At 68.4% G+C, this 16,482-nt stretch carries 14 protein-coding genes and 1 tRNA gene; 3 read left to right on the forward strand and 12 right to left on the reverse strand.

Annotation, left to right across the window (positions count from 1 at the left end; genetic code table 11):
- Positions 1 to 28: 28 nt before the first annotated feature.
- Positions 29 to 1,030, reverse strand: coding sequence for a sugar ABC transporter permease (locus tag ABZ906_RS29935; protein ID WP_361186419.1), 1,002 nt, complete (start codon positions 1,028 to 1,030; stop codon positions 29 to 31).
- Positions 1,031 to 1,035: 5 nt separating this feature from the next.
- Positions 1,036 to 2,349, reverse strand: a complete 1,314-nt coding sequence (locus ABZ906_RS29940; RefSeq protein ID WP_361387902.1) for an ABC transporter substrate-binding protein — start codon at positions 2,347 to 2,349, stop codon at positions 1,036 to 1,038.
- A 313-nt stretch (positions 2,350 to 2,662) separates the two neighbouring features.
- On the opposite strand from ABZ906_RS29940, the gene ABZ906_RS29945 reads away from it, so the two are divergent.
- Positions 2,663 to 3,718, forward strand: coding sequence for a LacI family DNA-binding transcriptional regulator (locus ABZ906_RS29945; RefSeq protein WP_361186413.1), 1,056 nt, complete (start codon positions 2,663 to 2,665; stop codon positions 3,716 to 3,718).
- 86 nt (positions 3,719 to 3,804) lie between these two features.
- On the opposite strand, the gene ABZ906_RS29950 is transcribed toward ABZ906_RS29945, so the two are convergent.
- The 4 genes from ABZ906_RS29950 to ABZ906_RS29965 all read right to left on the reverse strand — a co-directional run bounded on the left by ABZ906_RS29950 (position 3,805) and on the right by ABZ906_RS29965 (position 6,569).
- Positions 3,805 to 3,877: transfer RNA gene (locus ABZ906_RS29950), tRNA-His, on the reverse strand.
- Positions 3,878 to 3,988: 111 nt separating this feature from the next.
- Positions 3,989 to 4,591: an oligoribonuclease gene (gene orn / locus ABZ906_RS29955; protein ID WP_361186410.1), complete on the reverse strand. Its 603-nt coding sequence runs from the start codon at positions 4,589 to 4,591 to the stop codon at positions 3,989 to 3,991.
- A 10-nt stretch (positions 4,592 to 4,601) separates the two neighbouring features.
- The gene (locus ABZ906_RS29960; protein ID WP_361387905.1) at positions 4,602 to 5,837 is read right to left on the reverse strand and encodes a helix-turn-helix domain-containing protein; all 1,236 of its coding nucleotides are present in this window, start codon (positions 5,835 to 5,837) and stop codon (positions 4,602 to 4,604) included.
- A 459-nt stretch (positions 5,838 to 6,296) separates the two neighbouring features.
- Positions 6,297 to 6,569, reverse strand: a complete 273-nt coding sequence (locus tag ABZ906_RS29965) for a hypothetical protein (protein WP_361388052.1) — start codon at positions 6,567 to 6,569, stop codon at positions 6,297 to 6,299.
- Between the two features lie 561 nt (positions 6,570 to 7,130).
- Between ABZ906_RS29965 and ABZ906_RS29970 the strand changes: the two genes are divergently transcribed.
- Complete coding sequence (locus tag ABZ906_RS29970) at positions 7,131 to 7,658, forward strand: universal stress protein (RefSeq protein WP_361186403.1); 528 nt, start codon at positions 7,131 to 7,133, stop codon at positions 7,656 to 7,658.
- A 280-nt stretch (positions 7,659 to 7,938) separates the two neighbouring features.
- On the opposite strand, the gene glmS is transcribed toward ABZ906_RS29970, so the two are convergent.
- The 3 genes from glmS to ABZ906_RS29985 all read right to left on the reverse strand — a co-directional run bounded on the left by glmS (position 7,939) and on the right by ABZ906_RS29985 (position 11,050).
- Positions 7,939 to 9,756, reverse strand: coding sequence for a glutamine--fructose-6-phosphate transaminase (isomerizing) (gene glmS, locus ABZ906_RS29975; RefSeq protein ID WP_361387908.1), 1,818 nt, complete (start codon positions 9,754 to 9,756; stop codon positions 7,939 to 7,941).
- Between the two features lie 10 nt (positions 9,757 to 9,766).
- Complete coding sequence (locus ABZ906_RS29980) at positions 9,767 to 10,024, reverse strand: hypothetical protein (protein WP_361186399.1); 258 nt, start codon at positions 10,022 to 10,024, stop codon at positions 9,767 to 9,769.
- Between the two features lie 129 nt (positions 10,025 to 10,153).
- Complete coding sequence (locus ABZ906_RS29985) at positions 10,154 to 11,050, reverse strand: DUF4429 domain-containing protein (protein ID WP_361186396.1); 897 nt, start codon at positions 11,048 to 11,050, stop codon at positions 10,154 to 10,156.
- 129 nt (positions 11,051 to 11,179) lie between these two features.
- Between ABZ906_RS29985 and ABZ906_RS29990 the strand changes: the two genes are divergently transcribed.
- On the forward strand, positions 11,180 to 12,802 hold the full coding sequence (locus ABZ906_RS29990) for a beta-N-acetylhexosaminidase (RefSeq protein ID WP_361387911.1): 1,623 nt from the start codon (positions 11,180 to 11,182) through the stop codon (positions 12,800 to 12,802).
- Between the two features lie 95 nt (positions 12,803 to 12,897).
- Here ABZ906_RS29990 and ABZ906_RS29995 read toward each other — a convergent pair whose 3' ends face one another.
- From ABZ906_RS29995 to ABZ906_RS30005, 3 genes are read right to left on the reverse strand one after another with little or no spacing between them, the layout of a single operon-like run.
- Complete coding sequence (locus tag ABZ906_RS29995; protein ID WP_361387914.1) at positions 12,898 to 14,664, reverse strand: IucA/IucC family siderophore biosynthesis protein; 1,767 nt, start codon at positions 14,662 to 14,664, stop codon at positions 12,898 to 12,900.
- Positions 14,661 to 15,212: a GNAT family N-acetyltransferase gene (locus ABZ906_RS30000; RefSeq protein ID WP_361186389.1), complete on the reverse strand. Its 552-nt coding sequence runs from the start codon at positions 15,210 to 15,212 to the stop codon at positions 14,661 to 14,663. The genes ABZ906_RS29995 and ABZ906_RS30000 overlap by 4 nt, the downstream gene beginning before the upstream one ends.
- Complete coding sequence (locus ABZ906_RS30005; RefSeq protein WP_361387917.1) at positions 15,209 to 16,471, reverse strand: lysine N(6)-hydroxylase/L-ornithine N(5)-oxygenase family protein; 1,263 nt, start codon at positions 16,469 to 16,471, stop codon at positions 15,209 to 15,211. The genes ABZ906_RS30000 and ABZ906_RS30005 overlap by 4 nt, the downstream gene beginning before the upstream one ends.
- Positions 16,472 to 16,482 lie beyond the last annotated feature (11 nt).

Raw genomic sequence — 16,482 nt, forward strand, 5'->3', positions numbered from 1 at the left:
CCGGTCGTCGGGCCCGTGGCGCGGGACTTCATTGGGCCTTCCTCAGACGTCGGGCGATCAGCAGATTGACCGCGGCGATGATCAGCAGGATCGCGAGCATCAGCCAGGCGACGGCCGAGGCCCTGCCCAGATGGCCGTTGATCCAGCCCTGGTCGTACAGATAGAGACCAAGCGTCTGGAACTGGTGGTCCGCGCCGCCCTTGGACCCGGCCGTGCCGCCGAACAGGAGCGGCTCGCCGAAGAGCTGGGTCGCCCCGATGGTGGAGACGACCACCGTGAACAGGATCGTCGGACGCAGCATCGGGATGGTCACGTGCCGGAACTGCTGCCAGCGCGAGGCGCCGTCGAGCGAGGCCGACTCGTACAGGTCGTGCGGCACGGCCTGCATCGCCGCCAGATAGATCAGCGCGTTGTAGCCGGTCCACCGCCAGATGACGATCGAGGACACCGCGAACTGCGAACCCCAGGAGGATTCACGCCAGTTGACGGGGTCGATGCCGACGGACCCGATGATCCAGTTGACCATGCCGCCGTCCCACGCGAAGAGCAGCGTGAAGACCAGCGAGGCACTCGCCACCGAGGTGGCGTACGGAGCGAGCATCGCCACGCGCCACAGGGTGGAGCCGCGCAGCTTGTAGTTGAGCAGATGCGCGATGCCGAGCGCGATGGCCAGCTGCGGGACGGTGGAGATGACGCCGATGGTGAAGGTGTTGCCGAGCGCGTTCCAGAAGTAGTCGCTCTGCAGCAGGTTGGTGTAGTTCTCCAGGCCGAGCCAGGTGCTGTCGTCGAGGTTGGTCAGCTCCAGGCGGTGCAGCGAGGCCCAGCCGGTGTAGAGCAGCGGGAACAGGCCGAAGGCGCCGAAGAACAGGAAGAACGGGGCGACGAAGACGTACGGCGACGCCTTTATGTCCCAGCGGTACAGGCGACTGCGCCACGAGGACGTGGGGGAGCCCTTGCGGGTCCCGGACGCGGCCGGGGCCGCGTCCCCTGAAGGGGACGCGGTCTCGGCGTGCTCAGTGGTCTCGGACATGCGCGTCACTGTCCCAGAACATCCTTGATCTCCTTCTGCGCGGCCTCCCAGCCCTCAGCCGGAGACTTGCCCTGCTGCTCCACCTGGAGCACACCGATGTCCGTGATGGACTGGCCGATCTGGGCGTCCTTCAGGCCGTAGATCGCCGAGGGGGTGTTCTTCGCGATGTCCGCGTAGATCTCCGTGATGGGCGCGTCGTTGAAGTACGCCTTCGTGGCGGGCGAGGGCTTCAGCGTGTCGTACGCCGACGGGGTGGAGGGGAAGCTGGCCTGCTTGGCGAAGACCTTCGCGAGCTGCTCGGGCTGGGTCAGCCAGACGGCGAGCTCGGTCGCCTCCTTCTTGTGCTTGCCCGCGCTCGGCACGCCCAGGAACGTTCCTCCCCAGTTGCCGTCGGTGGGCGCCTTGGCCATGTCCCACTGGCCCTTGCCGCTCGCGCCGGTCTTCTCCTGGATGTAGCCGGCCATCCACGCCGGGCAGGCCACGGAGGCGAACTTGGCGTTGGCGAAGCCCTGGTCCCAGGTCGGGTCGAACTGCTTGAGCTTGGACGACATGTCGCCCTCGGAGACCTTCATCGCCGCGTTCCAGGCGTCCTTGCGGCCCTGGCTGTCCTCGTAGATCTCCTTGCCGCTCTTGTCGTAGTACCGCTCGGTGGCACCGGCGAAGACGGCGTTGTAGACGCTGGAGGCGGAGTCCACGAACTTGGTGCCCTTGGGCGCCTTCTTCATGTACTTCTCGCCGAGCGCGACGTACTTGTTCCAGTCGCCGGCCCACTCCTTGGCGAGCTCCTCGCGGTCGGTGGGCAGGCCGGCCTTCTTGAAGAGGTCCTTGCGGTAGCAGAGCGCCGTCGGGCCGATGTCGACGCCGAGGCCGACCGTCTTGCCGTCCTCGGTCGTGGCCTGCTTCCACTTCCAGTCGAGGTACGTGGACTTGTCCACGCCCTTCGCCTTGCTCAGGTCCTCGAACTTGGCACCCTGGGTCTGCACGACCTCGGTGATGTTGCTGACCTCGACGGCGGCGACGTCGTTCACGCCCGCGCCCGACTGGAGCTGGGTGAGCAGCTTCGGGTAATAGGCGTCGTTCCGCTCGATCACGTTCTCTTTGATCTTGATGTTCGGGTGCGACTTCTCGTACTCGTCGTAGAGCCCGGCCTGCTTCAGGCCGAGCACACCGAACGTGCCCACGTTGAGCGTGACCTTGCCGTCGCTGCTCGCCGAGTCGCCCTCGTCGTCACTCGAACAACCGGCCAGCAGGCTTGTTGCCAGCGCGGTCACGGCCGCGAAGGCCACCAGCCGACCGGGTCGGCGATAACTCGTGCGCATTACGTCCTCCTGTTGCCTGACGTGCCGACCCCCCGGCCAACTGCACTTCTTGCCCCGTTGCTTGACTCTTCGGCTCGGGCGGGGAACGTGCGGGATGTGTACGTGTCAGGTACTGTGGGAGCGCTCCCACAAGTGATGAGTTGAAGAGTCGTAGCTTGAAGCGGGGGTGTCAAGGGACCGGACAGAGAGATATGTCTTCAGTTATCGGGCTGTTACGAGGACGCTCGCATGATCGGCCCTTCTGCCCGGCAAAGATCAGGCTGTTACATTCCTCTACATTCCTCGCCGGGGGAAGTGCGACGGGAGGCGGACAATGGCAGCTCACGGTGCACGCAGCCGCAGTGGCGGGCGACCCACCCTGGAGGAGGTCGCCGCACGGGCGGGAGTGGGCCGGGGGACGGTGTCCCGGGTGATCAACGGATCGCCGCGGGTGAGCGAGGCGACCCGCACGGCGGTCGAGGCCGCCGTCGCCGAACTCGGTTACGTCCCGAACACGGCGGCCCGTGCCCTCGCGGCCAACCGCACCGACGCCATCGCCCTGGTCGTGCCCGAGCCCGAGACCCGGTTCTTCGCCGAGCCGTACTTCTCCGACGTCCTGCGCGGGGTCGGCGCCGAGCTCGGCGAGACCGAGATGCAGCTCCTGCTGATCTTCGCCGGGAACGACCGCAGGCGGCAGCGCCTGGCCCAGTACCTCGCGGCCCACCGCGTCGACGGGGTCCTCCTGGTCTCGGTGCACGCCGACGACCCGCTGCCGGACCTGCTCGCCCAGCTGGAGATCCCCGCGGTGATCAGCGGCCGCCGCTCGGCCGACGAGGCGCTGCCCTCGGTCGACTCCGACAACTTCGCGGGCGCGCACTCGGCGGTGGAGCACCTCCTGGGGCGCGGCCGCACCCGCATAGCCACCATCACGGGCCGCCTGGACGTCTACGGCGCCCAGCGCCGCCTCGACGGCTACCGCGCCGCCCTCACGGACGCGGGCCACGAGGTGGACGAGCGCCTCATCGCGCCGGGCGACTTCACGGAGGAGGGCGGCCGCCGGGCGATGACGGAGCTGCTCGCCGCCTGCCCCGGCGTGGACGCGGTGTTCGCGGGCTCGGACGTGATGGCGGCGGGCGCCCGCCAGGTCCTTCGCGAGGCGGGCCGCCGCATACCCGACGACGTGGCGCTCGTCGGCTTCGACGACTCGGCGATCGCCCGCCACATGGACCCGCCGCTGACGAGCGTGCGCCAGCCGATCGAGGACATGGGCCGCGCGATGATCGACCTCCTGCTCGCCGAGATCGCCGACGACCGCCCGGCATCGGCCCGCCGCCTGGAACACCGCCAGCTGGTCCTGCCGACGGAACTGGTCGAGCGCGCGTCGTCCTGAGGCTCCGCAGGCCCCGGGGGCCCGCGGGCTACCGAGCCACGAAGAAGGCCCGGTCCGCTTTCGCGGACCGGGCCTTGATCATTCAGGGTGAGTGACGGGACTTGAACCCGCGGCCACCTGGACCACAACCAGGTGCTCTACCAACTGAGCTACACCCACCATGTCCGGTCGTTTTTCTTTCTTCCGACCGGCCGAGAAAAAGTGTACAGGGTCCGAAGGGGTGCTCGCGCACCCCTTTTCCGGACCCCGTACACAGGGGTTCCGCGCGGGCTACTCCGCAGGCAGCACGTGCTTGGCCGCGATCGTTTTCGCGGTGTCCGAGTCCGGGCCCGGCTGCGGAACGAAGACCGCCTCGCGGTAGTAGCGCAGCTCGGCGATGGACTCGCGGATATCGGCGAGCGCGCGGTGGTTGCCGTTCTTGTCCGGGCTGTTGAAGTACGCCCGGGGGTACCACCGACGGGCCAGCTCCTTGATCGAGGAGACGTCGACGATGCGGTAGTGGAGGAACTCCTCCAGCGTCCCCATGTCGCGCGCCAGGAAGCCCCGGTCGGTGCCGACCGAGTTCCCGCAGAGCGGAGCCTTGCGCGGCTCCTTGACGTGCTCACGTACGTACGCCAAGACCTGCTCCTCGGCGTCGGCCAGGGTCGTGCCCGCCGCCAGCTCGTCGAGGAGCCCCGAGGTGGTGTGCATTTTGCGCACCACCTCGGGCATGGTCTCCAGCGCCGCGTCCGGCGGGCGGATCACGATGTCCACACCTTCACCGAGCACGTTCAGTTCCGAGTCGGTGACCAGTGCGGCCACCTCGATAAGTGCGTCATCCGCCAGCGAGAGCCCGGTCATCTCGCAGTCGATCCACACCATGCGATCGTTCATGCGTCTTACCCTACGGCGCACTCCTCTGGCCGGGCAGAGGCGGACGGCCTGGCGCGTACACATCCGAGTACGGCTTTCCCGGTTCCGTCGGCAGCGAGGTCGTAGGGCCGAGCGCACTCGCGGCCGCCGTACGCCTGGTCTGCGACGGTACGGGCCCGCCTCCCTCGCTGTTCACCGTCGGCGCGGCGGGCACGGGCGCCGGGGGTTCCAGCAGGGCCCGCTCACCCCCCTGCGGCCTGCGGGCGCGGTAAGCGGCCCGGTAGGCGGCGGGCGAAGAGCCCAGCTGACGGCGGAAGTGGCCGCGCAGGGCCACGGGCGAGCGGAAGCCGCAGCGGCCCGCGACCTCGTCGACGGAGTAGTCGGAGGTCTCGAGCAGCCGCTGTGCCTGCAGTACGCGCTGAGTGATCAGCCACTGCAGGGGAGCGCTCCCGGTGAGCGAGCGGAACCTGCGGTCGAAGGTGCGCCTGCTCATGTACGCGCGCGCGGCCAGGGTCTCCACGTCGAACTGCTCGTGGAGATGCTCCAGGGCCCAGGCGACGACCTCGGCGAGCGGGTCGGCGCCGATCTCTTCGGGTAAAGACCTGTCGAGATAGCGCTCCTGGCCGCCGGCCCGGCGCGGAGGCACGACAAGCCTGCGGGCGAGCGCGCCCGCCGCTTCGTTGCCGTGGTCCGTCCGCACGATGTGCAGGCACAGATCAATTCCGGCCGCGGTCCCCGCGCTCGTGAGCACGTCTCCGTCGTCGACGAAGAGCTCACGCGGGTCCACGTGCACCGACGGATAGCGCTTGGCCAGCGTCGGTGCGTACATCCAGTGCGTCGTCGCGGGACGGCCGTCGAGCAGGCCGGCCGCCGCGAGCACGAAGGCTCCGGTGCACAGGCCCACGATGCGGGCGCCCTCTTCGTGTGCGCGGCGCAGCGCGTCGAGTGCTTCCGGCGGCGGCGATGTGATCGACCGCCAGGCCGGCACCACGACGGTGCCCGCTCGTCCTATGGCGTCAAGGCCGTGCGGCGCGGTGAGTTCGAGCCCTCCGGTCGTACGCAGCGGACCCTCTTCACCGGCGCAGACAAGCAGCCGGTAACGCGGAACCCCGGCGTCCTGCCGGTCGATCCCGAACACGGAGAGCGGTATGGAGCTCTCGAAGATGGGGCCACCGCTGAACAGCAGCACCGCGACAATCTCCCTGCGGCGGCGTCCGGAAAGCTTGCGCGACGCGGCTTCTTGCACGGCAGTGGAGTCGTGGCTCATGGTGCTAAGCCCCCCTCGGTCGTCGCGGCTCCCTGTTCTCGGCCTGTTCTGTTATTGCTGTGTCTGTTGCGGCCCTTACGGGCCCTGCGTTCCCGGCGCTCTTGGCGTTCCTGTCGGACCTGTCGCTCCTGCACGTTTCCCCTCGGTCCTCCACCAGTCCCCCGCCGTAATACAGTCATGATCGAATCTACTGCGTCCCGTGCTGCCGGGGTTACCAGTTAAGGACCCGGCACTATGTCGACATGGCAACTTGGCGTGAAGCAGTCGATCACGAAGCGTTGCACTCACGGGCGTTGCTGGGAAGTGCGCCTCGCCTCCGTGGCCGGTCCCCGTAGGGTTCAGGCGGCTTCTGTACGCCTTTCAGCCCTGGTGGGACCGGGGTTCGGTACCCCTTCGGCCAAGGAATGCATGGCCATAGGAAGTTGGCTGAAAAGTAACGGGGGAGTACGCGCGAATCGGTCAGTCCCCCGGCGCAGACCCACCAGCATGCCGACCGCCCCTGTGCGCCCCTGCGCCCGCCCGCCCGTGCCGTCCGCGGCGGTCCTCGCCCCGCTCCTCGACGAGCCGCGCCGTCCCCCGTTCCGACTGCCGCAGGAGCAGCCGGCAGACCCCCGTCACGGCCACGAGACCCAGGGCCGCCCCCGCGGCTCCGGCCAGCGACGTCCCGTAGCCCACAAGGACGACGGGGACCAGGACGCAACTGAAGGCGGCCCAGCGCACGACATCGCTCACCGAGTCCTGCGCGGGCGCGGGAGTCGGACCTTCGGCGCGCGGCGCCGGGACAGCGCCGCGCGGACGCTCGTGCGCCCCCTGCGGGGCGCGGCGGCGGCCCTGCGTCGTGGCTCGCGAGGAGGTCGTGACTTGTGAGGACACGGACGACGGTCCAGGCACGGCGGGCTCCCTGTGGCGGTGGCGTACCGGAGTTCAACGCGTGGTCGCCCGGCCGGTCACTGGCGTAGACCTTGTGGCCGAAGCAGGACCCTGCGGGTGGGTGCCCAAACCGCCTGTAGGAGGCAGCAACCATTGCCATACGGGCGCTGCTCATGCATGCTCCGGTGAACGCCGTGAGGCTCCCGCAGGGCGGACGGCAAGCTCTGGGCAGGAGAGGAGTGTCGCCGTACCCTTGGGGGTATGGGGTTGGGAAGATGATTCCCGGACACAGCTCCGGTGGTCGTCGCCGCTCCTCCTCGTCCCTGCCCGCTCCTGTCTGATCTGTCCGACCCGCTCCACCCGGAGCCGTACGACCCGAACAGAGCCGACCCTCCCACAGAGGACTCCTTCGCCGAGACACCCATGGCCGGTCACGAATTCTCCGAACCTCCAGCGGACCGCAAGCGGCAGGTCGCCGATCCCACGACGACCCCCCAGGCGGCGGAAGAACCACGTCACTCCTGCGATCCGGCCTTCCGGCACGGGGTCGTCGTCGGTTTCGACGGCTCGACCTCCAGTGAGCGCGCTCTCTCGTACGCGATCGGGATGGCCCATCGCTCCGGGTCCGGGCTGATCATCGTGCATGTCGCCAACAGACTCCCCACCACGGTGTGGGCGGGCTGCGAGCCGCCGGTCTTCGTCGACGTGCCGGACCACCGCACGGAAGTGCTCGGCCTGGAACTGGCCTGTGCGGACTATCTCGCCGAGGTGCCGTGGATCCTGGTGGAGCGCGGCGGCGACATCTGCCACGAACTCGAAGAGGTCGGCCGCGAGTACTCCGCGGACGCGATCGTCGTCGGATCGACGCACGGGATCGTGGGGCGCATTTTCGGCTCGGTCGCGGGCCGGCTCGCGCGCCGCGCGCAACGGCCCGTGGTCGTCATTCCGTAACGTCCCTTTGTCCCAGGTGGGACACGGGTGGCGTGGCGTCAACTTCCTTGCCGTGTAGATAAATCTACTCGTGCGTAAAGGTGGGTTGTGCCCTTGTGAAGGGTACGTACTAGTGGCACGACAACCTGCCGACCGTGGAGTGACGGCCACCGGCTGAGGCAGGCGCGGGTCGGGGGAATGGGCGCCCCCGCCCCTTGAAGAACGACCCCTCGCGCGTTTGGTGGCACGCGCGAGGGGTCGTTCATGTCCGGGGTGCGGTGACCGCTCCGGGCTGCGGGGACTACTCGACCGTGACGGACTTGGCGAGGTTGCGGGGCTTGTCGATGTCCCGGCCCAGGGCCAATGCCGTGTGGTAGGCGAGCAGTTGGAGCGGGATGCCCATCAGGATCGGGTCGAGCTCGTTCTCGTTCTTCGGGACGAGGATGGTCTGGTCGGCCTTCTCCTGCTCCTGGTGCGCGACCGCGAGGATCTTGCCGCTGCGGGCCTTGATCTCTTCGAGGGCGGCGCGGTTCTTCTCCAGGAGGTCGTCGTCCGGGACGATCGCGACCGTCGGCAGGGCGGGCTCGATGAGCGCGAGCGGGCCGTGCTTGAGCTCGGACGCGGGGTAGGCCTCGGCGTGGATGTACGAGACCTCCTTGAGCTTGAGGGAGGCCTCGCGGGCGACGGGGTAGCCGCGTACGCGCCCGATGAAGAGCATCGAGCGGGCGTCCGCGTACTGCTTGGCGATCTTCTTGATCTCGTCCTCCTGCTTGAGGATCTCCGAGATCTGGCCGGGCAGCTTGCGCAGGCCCTCGATGATCCGCTTGCCGTCGGAGACCGACAGGTCGCGGATGCGGCCCAGGTGCAGGGCGAGCAGGCCGAAGGCCACGGTGGTGTTGGTGAAGCACTTGGTGGAGACGACGCAGACCTCGGGGCCCGCGTGGACGTACACGCCCGCGTCGGCCTCACGGGCGATCGCGGAGCCGACCACGTTCACCACGCCGAGGACGCGGGCGCCCTTGCGCTTGAGCTCCTGGACGGCGGCGAGCACGTCGTAGGTCTCGCCGGACTGGGAGACCGCGATGTAGAGGGTGTCGGGGTCCACGACCGCGTTGCGGTAGCGGAACTCGCTCGCGGGCTCCGCGTCGGCGGGGATGCGGGCCAGCTCCTCGATCATCTGGGCGCCGATCATGCCCGCGTGGTACGAGGTGCCGCAGCCCAGGATCTTGACGCGGCGCACCTTGCGGGCGTCGTGCGCGTCGAGGTTGAGGCCGCCCAGGTGCACGGTGGAGAAGCGGTCGTCGATGCGGCCGCGCAGGACGCGGTCCACCGCGTCGGGCTGCTCGAAGATCTCCTTGTGCATGTACGTGTCGTGGCCGCCCATGTCGTACGACTCCGCCTCCCACTCCACGGTGGTCGGCGACGCGGTCGTGCGGGAGCCCTCGGTGGTGTACGTGCGGTAGTCGTCGGCCTTGATGGTGGCCATCTCGCCGTCGTCGAGGGTGACGACCTGGCGGGTGTGCGAGACGAGCGCGGCGACGTCCGAGGCGACGAACATCTCCTTCTCGCCGATGCCGAGGACGACGGGGGAGCCGTTGCGGGCGACGACGATGCGGTCGTTGAAGTCGGCGTGCAGGACGGCGATGCCGTACGTGCCCTCGACGTGGCGCAGGGCCTCGCGGACCTTCTCCTCCAGCTTGTCCGCCTGCGAGCGGGCGATGAGGTGGGTCAGGACCTCGGTGTCCGTCTCGGAGAGGAACTCGACGCCGTCGGCGGTGAGCTTGGCGCGCAGCTCGGAGGCGTTGTCGATGATGCCGTTGTGGACGACGGCGACCTTGTCGTCGCCGGACATGTGCGGGTGGGCGTTCTCGTCGGAGGGGGCGCCGTGGGTGGCCCAGCGGGTGTGGGCGATGCCGGTGGTGCCCTTGAAGCGGGCGGGCACCTTGGCCTCCAGGTCGCGGACGCGGCCCTTCGCCTTGACCATCTTCAGGCCCGACGCCTTGGGGCTGGTGATGACGACGCCCGCGGAGTCGTAGCCGCGGTACTCCAGGCGCTGGAGACCTTCGAGGAGGAGGGGGGCCACGTCACGCTTGCCGATATAACCGACGATTCCACACATAGAGGGTTTCCTAGCCGTAGATGATGCGACGCAACTGCCGGAGCGTGAGCTCGGGCGGCGCGACCGCGCGGTATTCGAGGTCCGCCGAGATCTGCTCGAAGATCGCCGCGTTCAGCAGGCCCTGACCCTGCAGTTCGCGGTGGCGGCGACGGACGAACGCTTCGGTCGTCTCGTCGAAGTAGGCGAGCACGTCCTGGATGACCCGCAGCGCTTCGCCCCGCTGGAGCGGGGTGCTGCGGGTCAGATGGTCCACCAGGTCGTCGTGCATTCGTTGATCCTGAGGGAATAGCCCTCCGGGTGCAACAATCCTGCCCGGAATCGGGCAGGGTCGCGTCGAAAATAAGCCCCGGCGGCTTACATGGGCTGGGGATCGCCCTCCACGCGCTCCGGGATCGCCCTACATGCGCTTCAGGATCGCCTGCTTGGCGAGGGAGAACTCCTCGTCGGTGAGTATCCCGGCCTTGTGCAGTTCGCCCAGCTCACGCAGTCGGCGCAGCAGCGCGTCGTGATCGTCCTCGGCGGGCGCCGGAGCGGGAGCGGCAGCCGCAGCCAGGGCGGCCGGAGCCTCCGCGGACTCCGCGGCGCCCGGCGCCCCCGCCGGATGCGGAAGGCGGACCTGTACGGCCGCCGCGACCAGCGCCATCAGCGGGTCCTTCTTGAAGCCCCACAGCTCGACGGAGTTCGGGTCGTACTTCGGCGGGGCCTTGGTGGGCGAGTGCCGCACGGTGAAGCGGAGATAGCCGTTCTCCAGGCCCACCGCGGGCTGCCACTCCACCGACGCGACATCGGCGAGGGCCAGCGTGCGCGTGCCGGACGCCGACTTCGCCTCCTCCGTCTTCCAGTTCCACTCCAGGCGGATGTGCTCCCCGTCGAAGCTCGCCGTGCCGTCCCCCGCCGACACCGAGAGCGGCACCGAAGGGCCCGGAAGCAGATAGCTCTCGCAGGACACGGGCGGCACCTGCTCGATGAGGAGGGCGTTGCGGACCTCGTCCACGACGTACTCCGCGACCCCGTAGCGGTCCGACTCCACCGCGAGCTGGTACGGATCCTCCGCTTCCCCCAGTTTGCCGCCGGCAGCCTGCAGCAAGGGGTCGGCGCCGTCCCGCAGACGCAGCCTCAGACGCCCCGTCTTCTTGCCCTGCTCGAAGGCGATGCCCGCCAGCGCGGCCAGCGGCACGGCCAGTTCTCCCAGCGATTTGCGCAGCAGGGACACGTTCTTGTCGCGTCCCGGCACAAGGCGCAGCGTCTCTCCGTCGAAGGTCCAGGTCCCGTCGCGCTGGATGATTTCCGCCATGCGACGATTCTTCCATCGGAGGGCGGCCGAAGTGGTCTACACCCTTGACCCGCCACGGGGTGCAGGGTACGCATGGTGACCGTTCGATTGCGTTGCACCACAGTGACGGCCCGTCGAAGGGACCCGCTCGTGAGACAGCACCACAGATCGACCCGTCTGTTCGGCTCGCTGCTGCTCGTCGCCGCGGCCGGATTCTCGTCCGTGGCCGCTGTGCCCGGCGGCGGCAGCGGCGTGAAGGAGGCAGCCACGGCCACCACCCCGACCCCGCTCGGCCAGGTCATTCCGGCCCCGGCGTCCGCCGACCCCGGCGGCTCCCCGTACGAGATCAGCTCCAAGACCCGCATCCGGGTCGGCGACTCGCGCGACGCGCACCGCATCGGCAGCTATCTGGCGGACGTCCTGCGCCCCTCCACCGGCTACTCCCTGAAGGTCACCGACGACGGGGGCCGCGACGGCATCCGGCTGCGGCTCGACTCCAAGGACAAGTCCCTGGGCGACGAGGGCTACCGCCTGGAGTCGAAGCGCGGTTCCGTCACCATCACGGCCCGCAAGGCCGCGGGCCTCTTCTACGGCGTCCAGACGCTGCGCCAGCAACTGCCCGCAGCCGCCGAGCAGAAGACGAAGCAGAAGGGCCCCTGGCTGGTCGCCGGCGGCACCATCGAGGACTCGCCCCGCTACGAGCACCGCGGCGCGATGCTCGACGTGTCGCGGCACTTCTTCTCGGTCGACAAGGTCAAGCGCTACATCGACCAGATGTCGCTCTACAAGGTCAACAAGCTGCACCTGCACCTGAGCGACGACCAGGGCTGGCGCATCGCCATCGACTCCTGGCCCAAGCTGGCGACCTACGGCGGCTCCACGCAGGTCGGCGGCGGCAAGGGCGGCTACTACACGAAGGCCCAGTACAAGGACATCGTCAAGTACGCCGCATCGCGGCAGCTCGAAGTGATCCCCGAGATCGACATGCCGGGTCACACGAATGCCGCACTGGCCTCGTACGCCGAGCTGAACTGCGACGGCGTCGCGCCGCCGCTCTACACCGGCACCGAGGTCGGCTTCAGCTCGCTGTGCGTGAAGAAGGGCGTCACGTACGACTTCGTGGACGACGTCATCCGCGAGATCGCCGCCCTGACGCCCGGCAAGTACATCCACATCGGCGGTGACGAGGCGCACTCCACCAGCCACGAGGACTATGTGACCTTCATGAACAAGGTCCAGCCCGTCGTCGCCAAGTACGGCAAGACCGTGGTCGGCTGGCACCAGCTGACCGGCGCCACGCCCGCCAAGGGCGCCCTCGCGCAGTACTGGGGCTACGACGCCACCGGCGCCGCCGAGCGCGAGCAGGTGGTGAACGCGGCGAAGAAGGGCACCAAGCTGGTCCTCTCGCCCGCCGACCGCTCGTACCTCGACATGAAGTACGACAAGGACACCCCGCTCGGCCTGTCCTGGGCGGGCTATGTCTCGGTGCAGCGCAGCTACGACTGGAACCCGGCGACGTATCTCGCGGGCGCGCCCGCGGACTCGATCCAGGGTGTCGAGGCCGAGCTGTGGTCGGAGACGCTCTCGACCTCCGCGCACATCGAGTACATGGCGTTCCCGCGGCTTCCCGGCATCGCCGAGCTCGGCTGGTCGCCCGCGTCGACGCACGACTGGAACACGTACAAGCAGCGGCTCGCCGAGCAGGGGCCGCGCTGGGACGCCCTCGGCATCGGCTACTACAAGTCGCCCGAGGTGCCCTGGCCGGGCAAGTAAGCACGTACGTACGCATATGAGTGGGCTCCCGGCCCGCGGCGGAGCCGCTATTGATTGCAGCGTCCCGGGAGCCCACTCGGCTTATGCGCGGCCGTCTACGCGATCGGGTTCTTCAGCGTCCCGACCAGCTGCAGCGCGCCCGCCGGATCTGCGAGGTCCACCATCTGCTCGTTGTCCCGCAGCTGGAGCCGGTTCAGGCAGGACCGGGCGAACTCGGGGGCGAACATGTCGTACTGCTTGAACTTGTCGGCCAGCTGGGGCGTGGCCTCCTGGTACGCCGTGACGCACTCGGCGACGGCGTTCCAGAACGTCTCCTCGTCCACCAGGCCCTCGGTGACGAGGTTCGCGGACAGGAAGCGGAAGAAGCAGTCGAAGACGTCCGTGAAGATCGACAGGAGCTTCTGGTCGTCGGGGACCTCGACCCGCAGCCGCTCGACCGCGGGCGGCAGGACCGCGTCCGGGTCCATGACCGCGATCTCCTCGGCGATGTCCTTGAAGATCGCCCGCTGTACGACGCCGTCCTTCAGGACCAGGATGACGTTCTCGCCGTGCGGCATGTAGACGAGGTCGTACATGTAGAAGCTGTGCAGCAGCGGCGTCAGGTAGGCGTGCAGATAGCCGCGCAGCCACTCCGCGGGGGTGAGGCCCGAGCGCTCGATGAGGGCGCCCGCGAAGGACGCGCCCTCCAGGTCCGTGTGCAGGAGCGAGGCCATGGTGGCCAGCTGCTCGCCCTCCGCGAGGGACGGGACGGGGCTCTCGCGCCACAGGGCCGCGAGCATTTTGCGGTACGGGGAGTAGCGGTCGGTCGCGGCCTCGTACTCCAGGTGCCGGTAGCCGACGGCCGCGCGCTCGCGGATGATCGTGAGGCCGGTCTTCTTCAGGGTTTCGTCGGTGTCGATGAGGTTCGCGAGCCAGTCGTTGATCGCCGGGGTCGCCTCCATGTACGCAGCGGAAAGCCCGCGCATGAAGCCCATGTTGATGACCGAGAGGGCCGTTTTGACGTAGTGCTTGGCCGGGTCGCTCTTGTTGAAGAAGGTACGGATCGACTGCTGGGCGAGGTACTCGTCGTCGCCCTCGCCCAGGCAGACCAGATGCCGCTGGGCGACCTCCGCCGCGAAGGTCACGGAGAGCTTGTTCCACCACTGCCAGGGGTGGGCCGGGATCAGGAGGTAGTCCTCGGGGGCCAGGCCCTGGTCACGGAGTTTGCGGTCGAAGCGGTCCAGGGTCTCCTGGCCGAGCTCGGCCCGCAGGAACGACTCGTAGTCGATGCCCGCGCCCGCCGTGAACGCGGCCCGCTCCTTGCTCGCGGCCAGCCACACCAGGCGTACGGGGCTCGCGGTCTCGGGAGCGTACGAGAGGTACTCGTGCACGCCGAAGCCGAGCCGGCCGTTGTTGGCGACGAAGCAGGGGTGGCCCTCGGTCATGCCGGTCTCGATCTCCTGGAAGCCGGAGCGGGAGAGCTCGGCGGCCGGGATCGCGGGCTTGGTCAGTTTGTAGCAGGTGCCGGAGAGGGTGGAGGAGATCTCCTCCAGGTAGACCGGCAGGATCTCGTCGCTCAGGCCGAGCGCCGTGCGCAGCTCGATGAAGAAGTCCAGCGCGTTCAGCGGGAGTTCCGTGCCGTCGCGGTGGCGCGATATCGAGTCGGCGTCGACCTGCCAGTGGTCGAGACGGAGGCGCTTGGCGGTGAAGCGGTAGCGGGTCAGGGCGTCGTCGCTGCGGATGACGTATTTGTCCTCGCCGAGCGGCTCCGGGGTGAGCAGCCGTTCGTGGGAGAACTCGGCGACGGCTTTGCGGATGAGGAGGCGGTTGGCCTGCTCCCAGCGCTCGGGGGAGAGGTGCGCCGTTGCGTCGGACAGGGTCATATCGCCGATTCCCTTTCGCGTACTGCTGTTTCGAACTGTTCGCGGGTGCAGAAGCTCAGCAGAGCCTTCTTCTCCGGCTTCTGGATGACTTCGGAAGCACGGAACCCGACGGCTTCGTTGAGGGCGTGCACCGCCGTGTTGTCGATGTCGGGCTCGACGACCACGCGCGCGGTCGCCGGGTCGGCGAAGAGCGTCGCCATGACCTTGGTGATCACGTCCCGGGTGAAGCCGGGGATGCGGACGTCGGAAGGCGCGGTGAGGAAGTGCATGCCCACGTCGCCGGGCTGCGGCTCGTAGAGGCCGACGAGCTCGACGTACCGCGGGTCGTAGCGCTCCATCAGGAAGGCGGGAACGCCTTTGTGCAGACCGATGAACGCGTCGTGGTGCTCATGGGCGGCGATCGCCATGTACTCGCGCTCGACGTCGGGGAGCGTCGCCTCCTGCATCATCCAGAACGAGGCCTTGGGGTGGGTCACCCAGCCGTGCAGGAGTTCCGCGTCCTTCAGCGGGTCGAGGGGGCGCAGGGTGAGGTCTGAGGTGTCGCTCATACGGAGAACTCCTGGAACGCGATGGCCTTCTCGACGGGGTAGTACTCCGCGCCGAGCAGCTCACCGATGATGTACGCGTTGCGGTAGGGGCCCATGCCCAGGTCCGGGCTGGTCAGGGAGTGGGCGTGCACGGCACCGTTCTGCAGGAAGATGCCGCGTCCCGTGGTGTCGATCGAGTAGTTGCGGGCGACCTCGAAGCGGCCGCGGCCGTCCCAGCGGATGCGGTCGCGCACCGGCTCCAGGAAGTCCGGGGTGGCGTACTGGTAGCCGGTGGCCAGGATCAGGCCCTCGGACTCAAGATCGAAGTCCTTGCCCTGCTCGTCCTGGCGCAGGCCCAGGGTGTAGGTGCCGTTCTCGTGCCGGGCGCTCTGCAGCGAGGAGTTGGTGAGCAGGCGCGTCGGCACCGGGCCGCCGAGGTTCTTCTGGTAGAGCAGGTCGAAGATGTCGTTGATCAGGTCGCCGTCGATGCCCTTGAAGAGCGTCTTCTGCTGGTCCTGGAGGCGGTAGCGGGTCGCTTCCGGCAGTGCGTGGAAGTAGTCGACGTACTCCGGAGAGGTCATCTCCAGGGTCAGCTTGGTGTACTCCAGGGGGAAGAAGCGCGGGGAGCGCGTGACCCAGTTGAGCTGGTAGCCGTGGACGTCGATCTCGCTCAGGAGGTCCTGGTAGATCTCGGCGGCGGACTGGCCGCTGCCGACGAGCGTGATCGACTTCTTGCGCTGGAGCTCCGCCTTGCCCTGCAGATAGCGGGAGTTGTGGATGAAGTCCCCGCCGAGGTCCGCGCACGCCTCGGGGATGTGCGGCGGGGTGCCGGTTCCCAGGACGAGGTGGCGGGCGCGCAGCGTTTCGCCGGTGGAGGTGTGCACGACGTACAGGTCGTCGGCGTACGTCACCTCGGTCACCGTCGTGCTGAAGCGGATCGAGGAGAGCTTCGCGGCGGCCCAGCGGCAGTAGTCGTTGTACTCGGTGCGCAGCGGATAGAAGTTCTCGCGTATGTAGAACGAGTAGAGGCGCCCGGCTTCCTTCAGATAGTTGAGGAAGGAGTACGGCGACGTCGGGTCCGCGAGGGTGACGAGGTCCGACATGAACGGGGTCTGGAGGTGAGCGCCCTCCAGGAACATGCCCGAGTGCCACTCGAAGTCCGGCTTGGACTCCAGGAAGAGGCCGCTGAGCTCGGTTATGGGTTCGGTCAGACAGGCGAGGCCGAGGTTGAAGGGGCCAAGGCCGATACCGATGAAGTCCAGGGGTTCCACCGGTCCCACTGATTCCAGTG

The organism is Streptomyces sp. NPDC046925 (assembly GCF_040644915.1).
GTDB lineage: Bacteria > Actinomycetota > Actinomycetes > Streptomycetales > Streptomycetaceae > Streptomyces.

Coding starts and splice junctions, on each gene's coding strand:
- ABZ906_RS29935 (WP_361186419.1), bottom strand. CDS start 1,030: ATGTCCGAGACCACTGAGCACGCCGAGACCGCGTCCCCTTCAGGGGAC.
- ABZ906_RS29940 (WP_361387902.1), bottom strand. CDS start 2,349: ATGCGCACGAGTTATCGCCGACCCGGTCGGCTGGTGGCCTTCGCGGCC.
- ABZ906_RS29945 (WP_361186413.1), top strand. CDS start 2,663: ATGGCAGCTCACGGTGCACGCAGCCGCAGTGGCGGGCGACCCACCCTG.
- orn (WP_361186410.1), bottom strand. CDS start 4,591: ATGAACGATCGCATGGTGTGGATCGACTGCGAGATGACCGGGCTCTCG.
- ABZ906_RS29960 (WP_361387905.1), bottom strand. CDS start 5,837: ATGAGCCACGACTCCACTGCCGTGCAAGAAGCCGCGTCGCGCAAGCTT.
- ABZ906_RS29970 (WP_361186403.1), top strand. CDS start 7,131: ATGGCCGGTCACGAATTCTCCGAACCTCCAGCGGACCGCAAGCGGCAG.
- glmS (WP_361387908.1), bottom strand. CDS start 9,756: ATGTGTGGAATCGTCGGTTATATCGGCAAGCGTGACGTGGCCCCCCTC.
- ABZ906_RS29980 (WP_361186399.1), bottom strand. CDS start 10,024: ATGCACGACGACCTGGTGGACCATCTGACCCGCAGCACCCCGCTCCAG.
- ABZ906_RS29985 (WP_361186396.1), bottom strand. CDS start 11,050: ATGGCGGAAATCATCCAGCGCGACGGGACCTGGACCTTCGACGGAGAG.
- ABZ906_RS29995 (WP_361387914.1), bottom strand. CDS start 14,664: ATGACCCTGTCCGACGCAACGGCGCACCTCTCCCCCGAGCGCTGGGAG.
- ABZ906_RS30000 (WP_361186389.1), bottom strand. CDS start 15,212: ATGAGCGACACCTCAGACCTCACCCTGCGCCCCCTCGACCCGCTGAAG.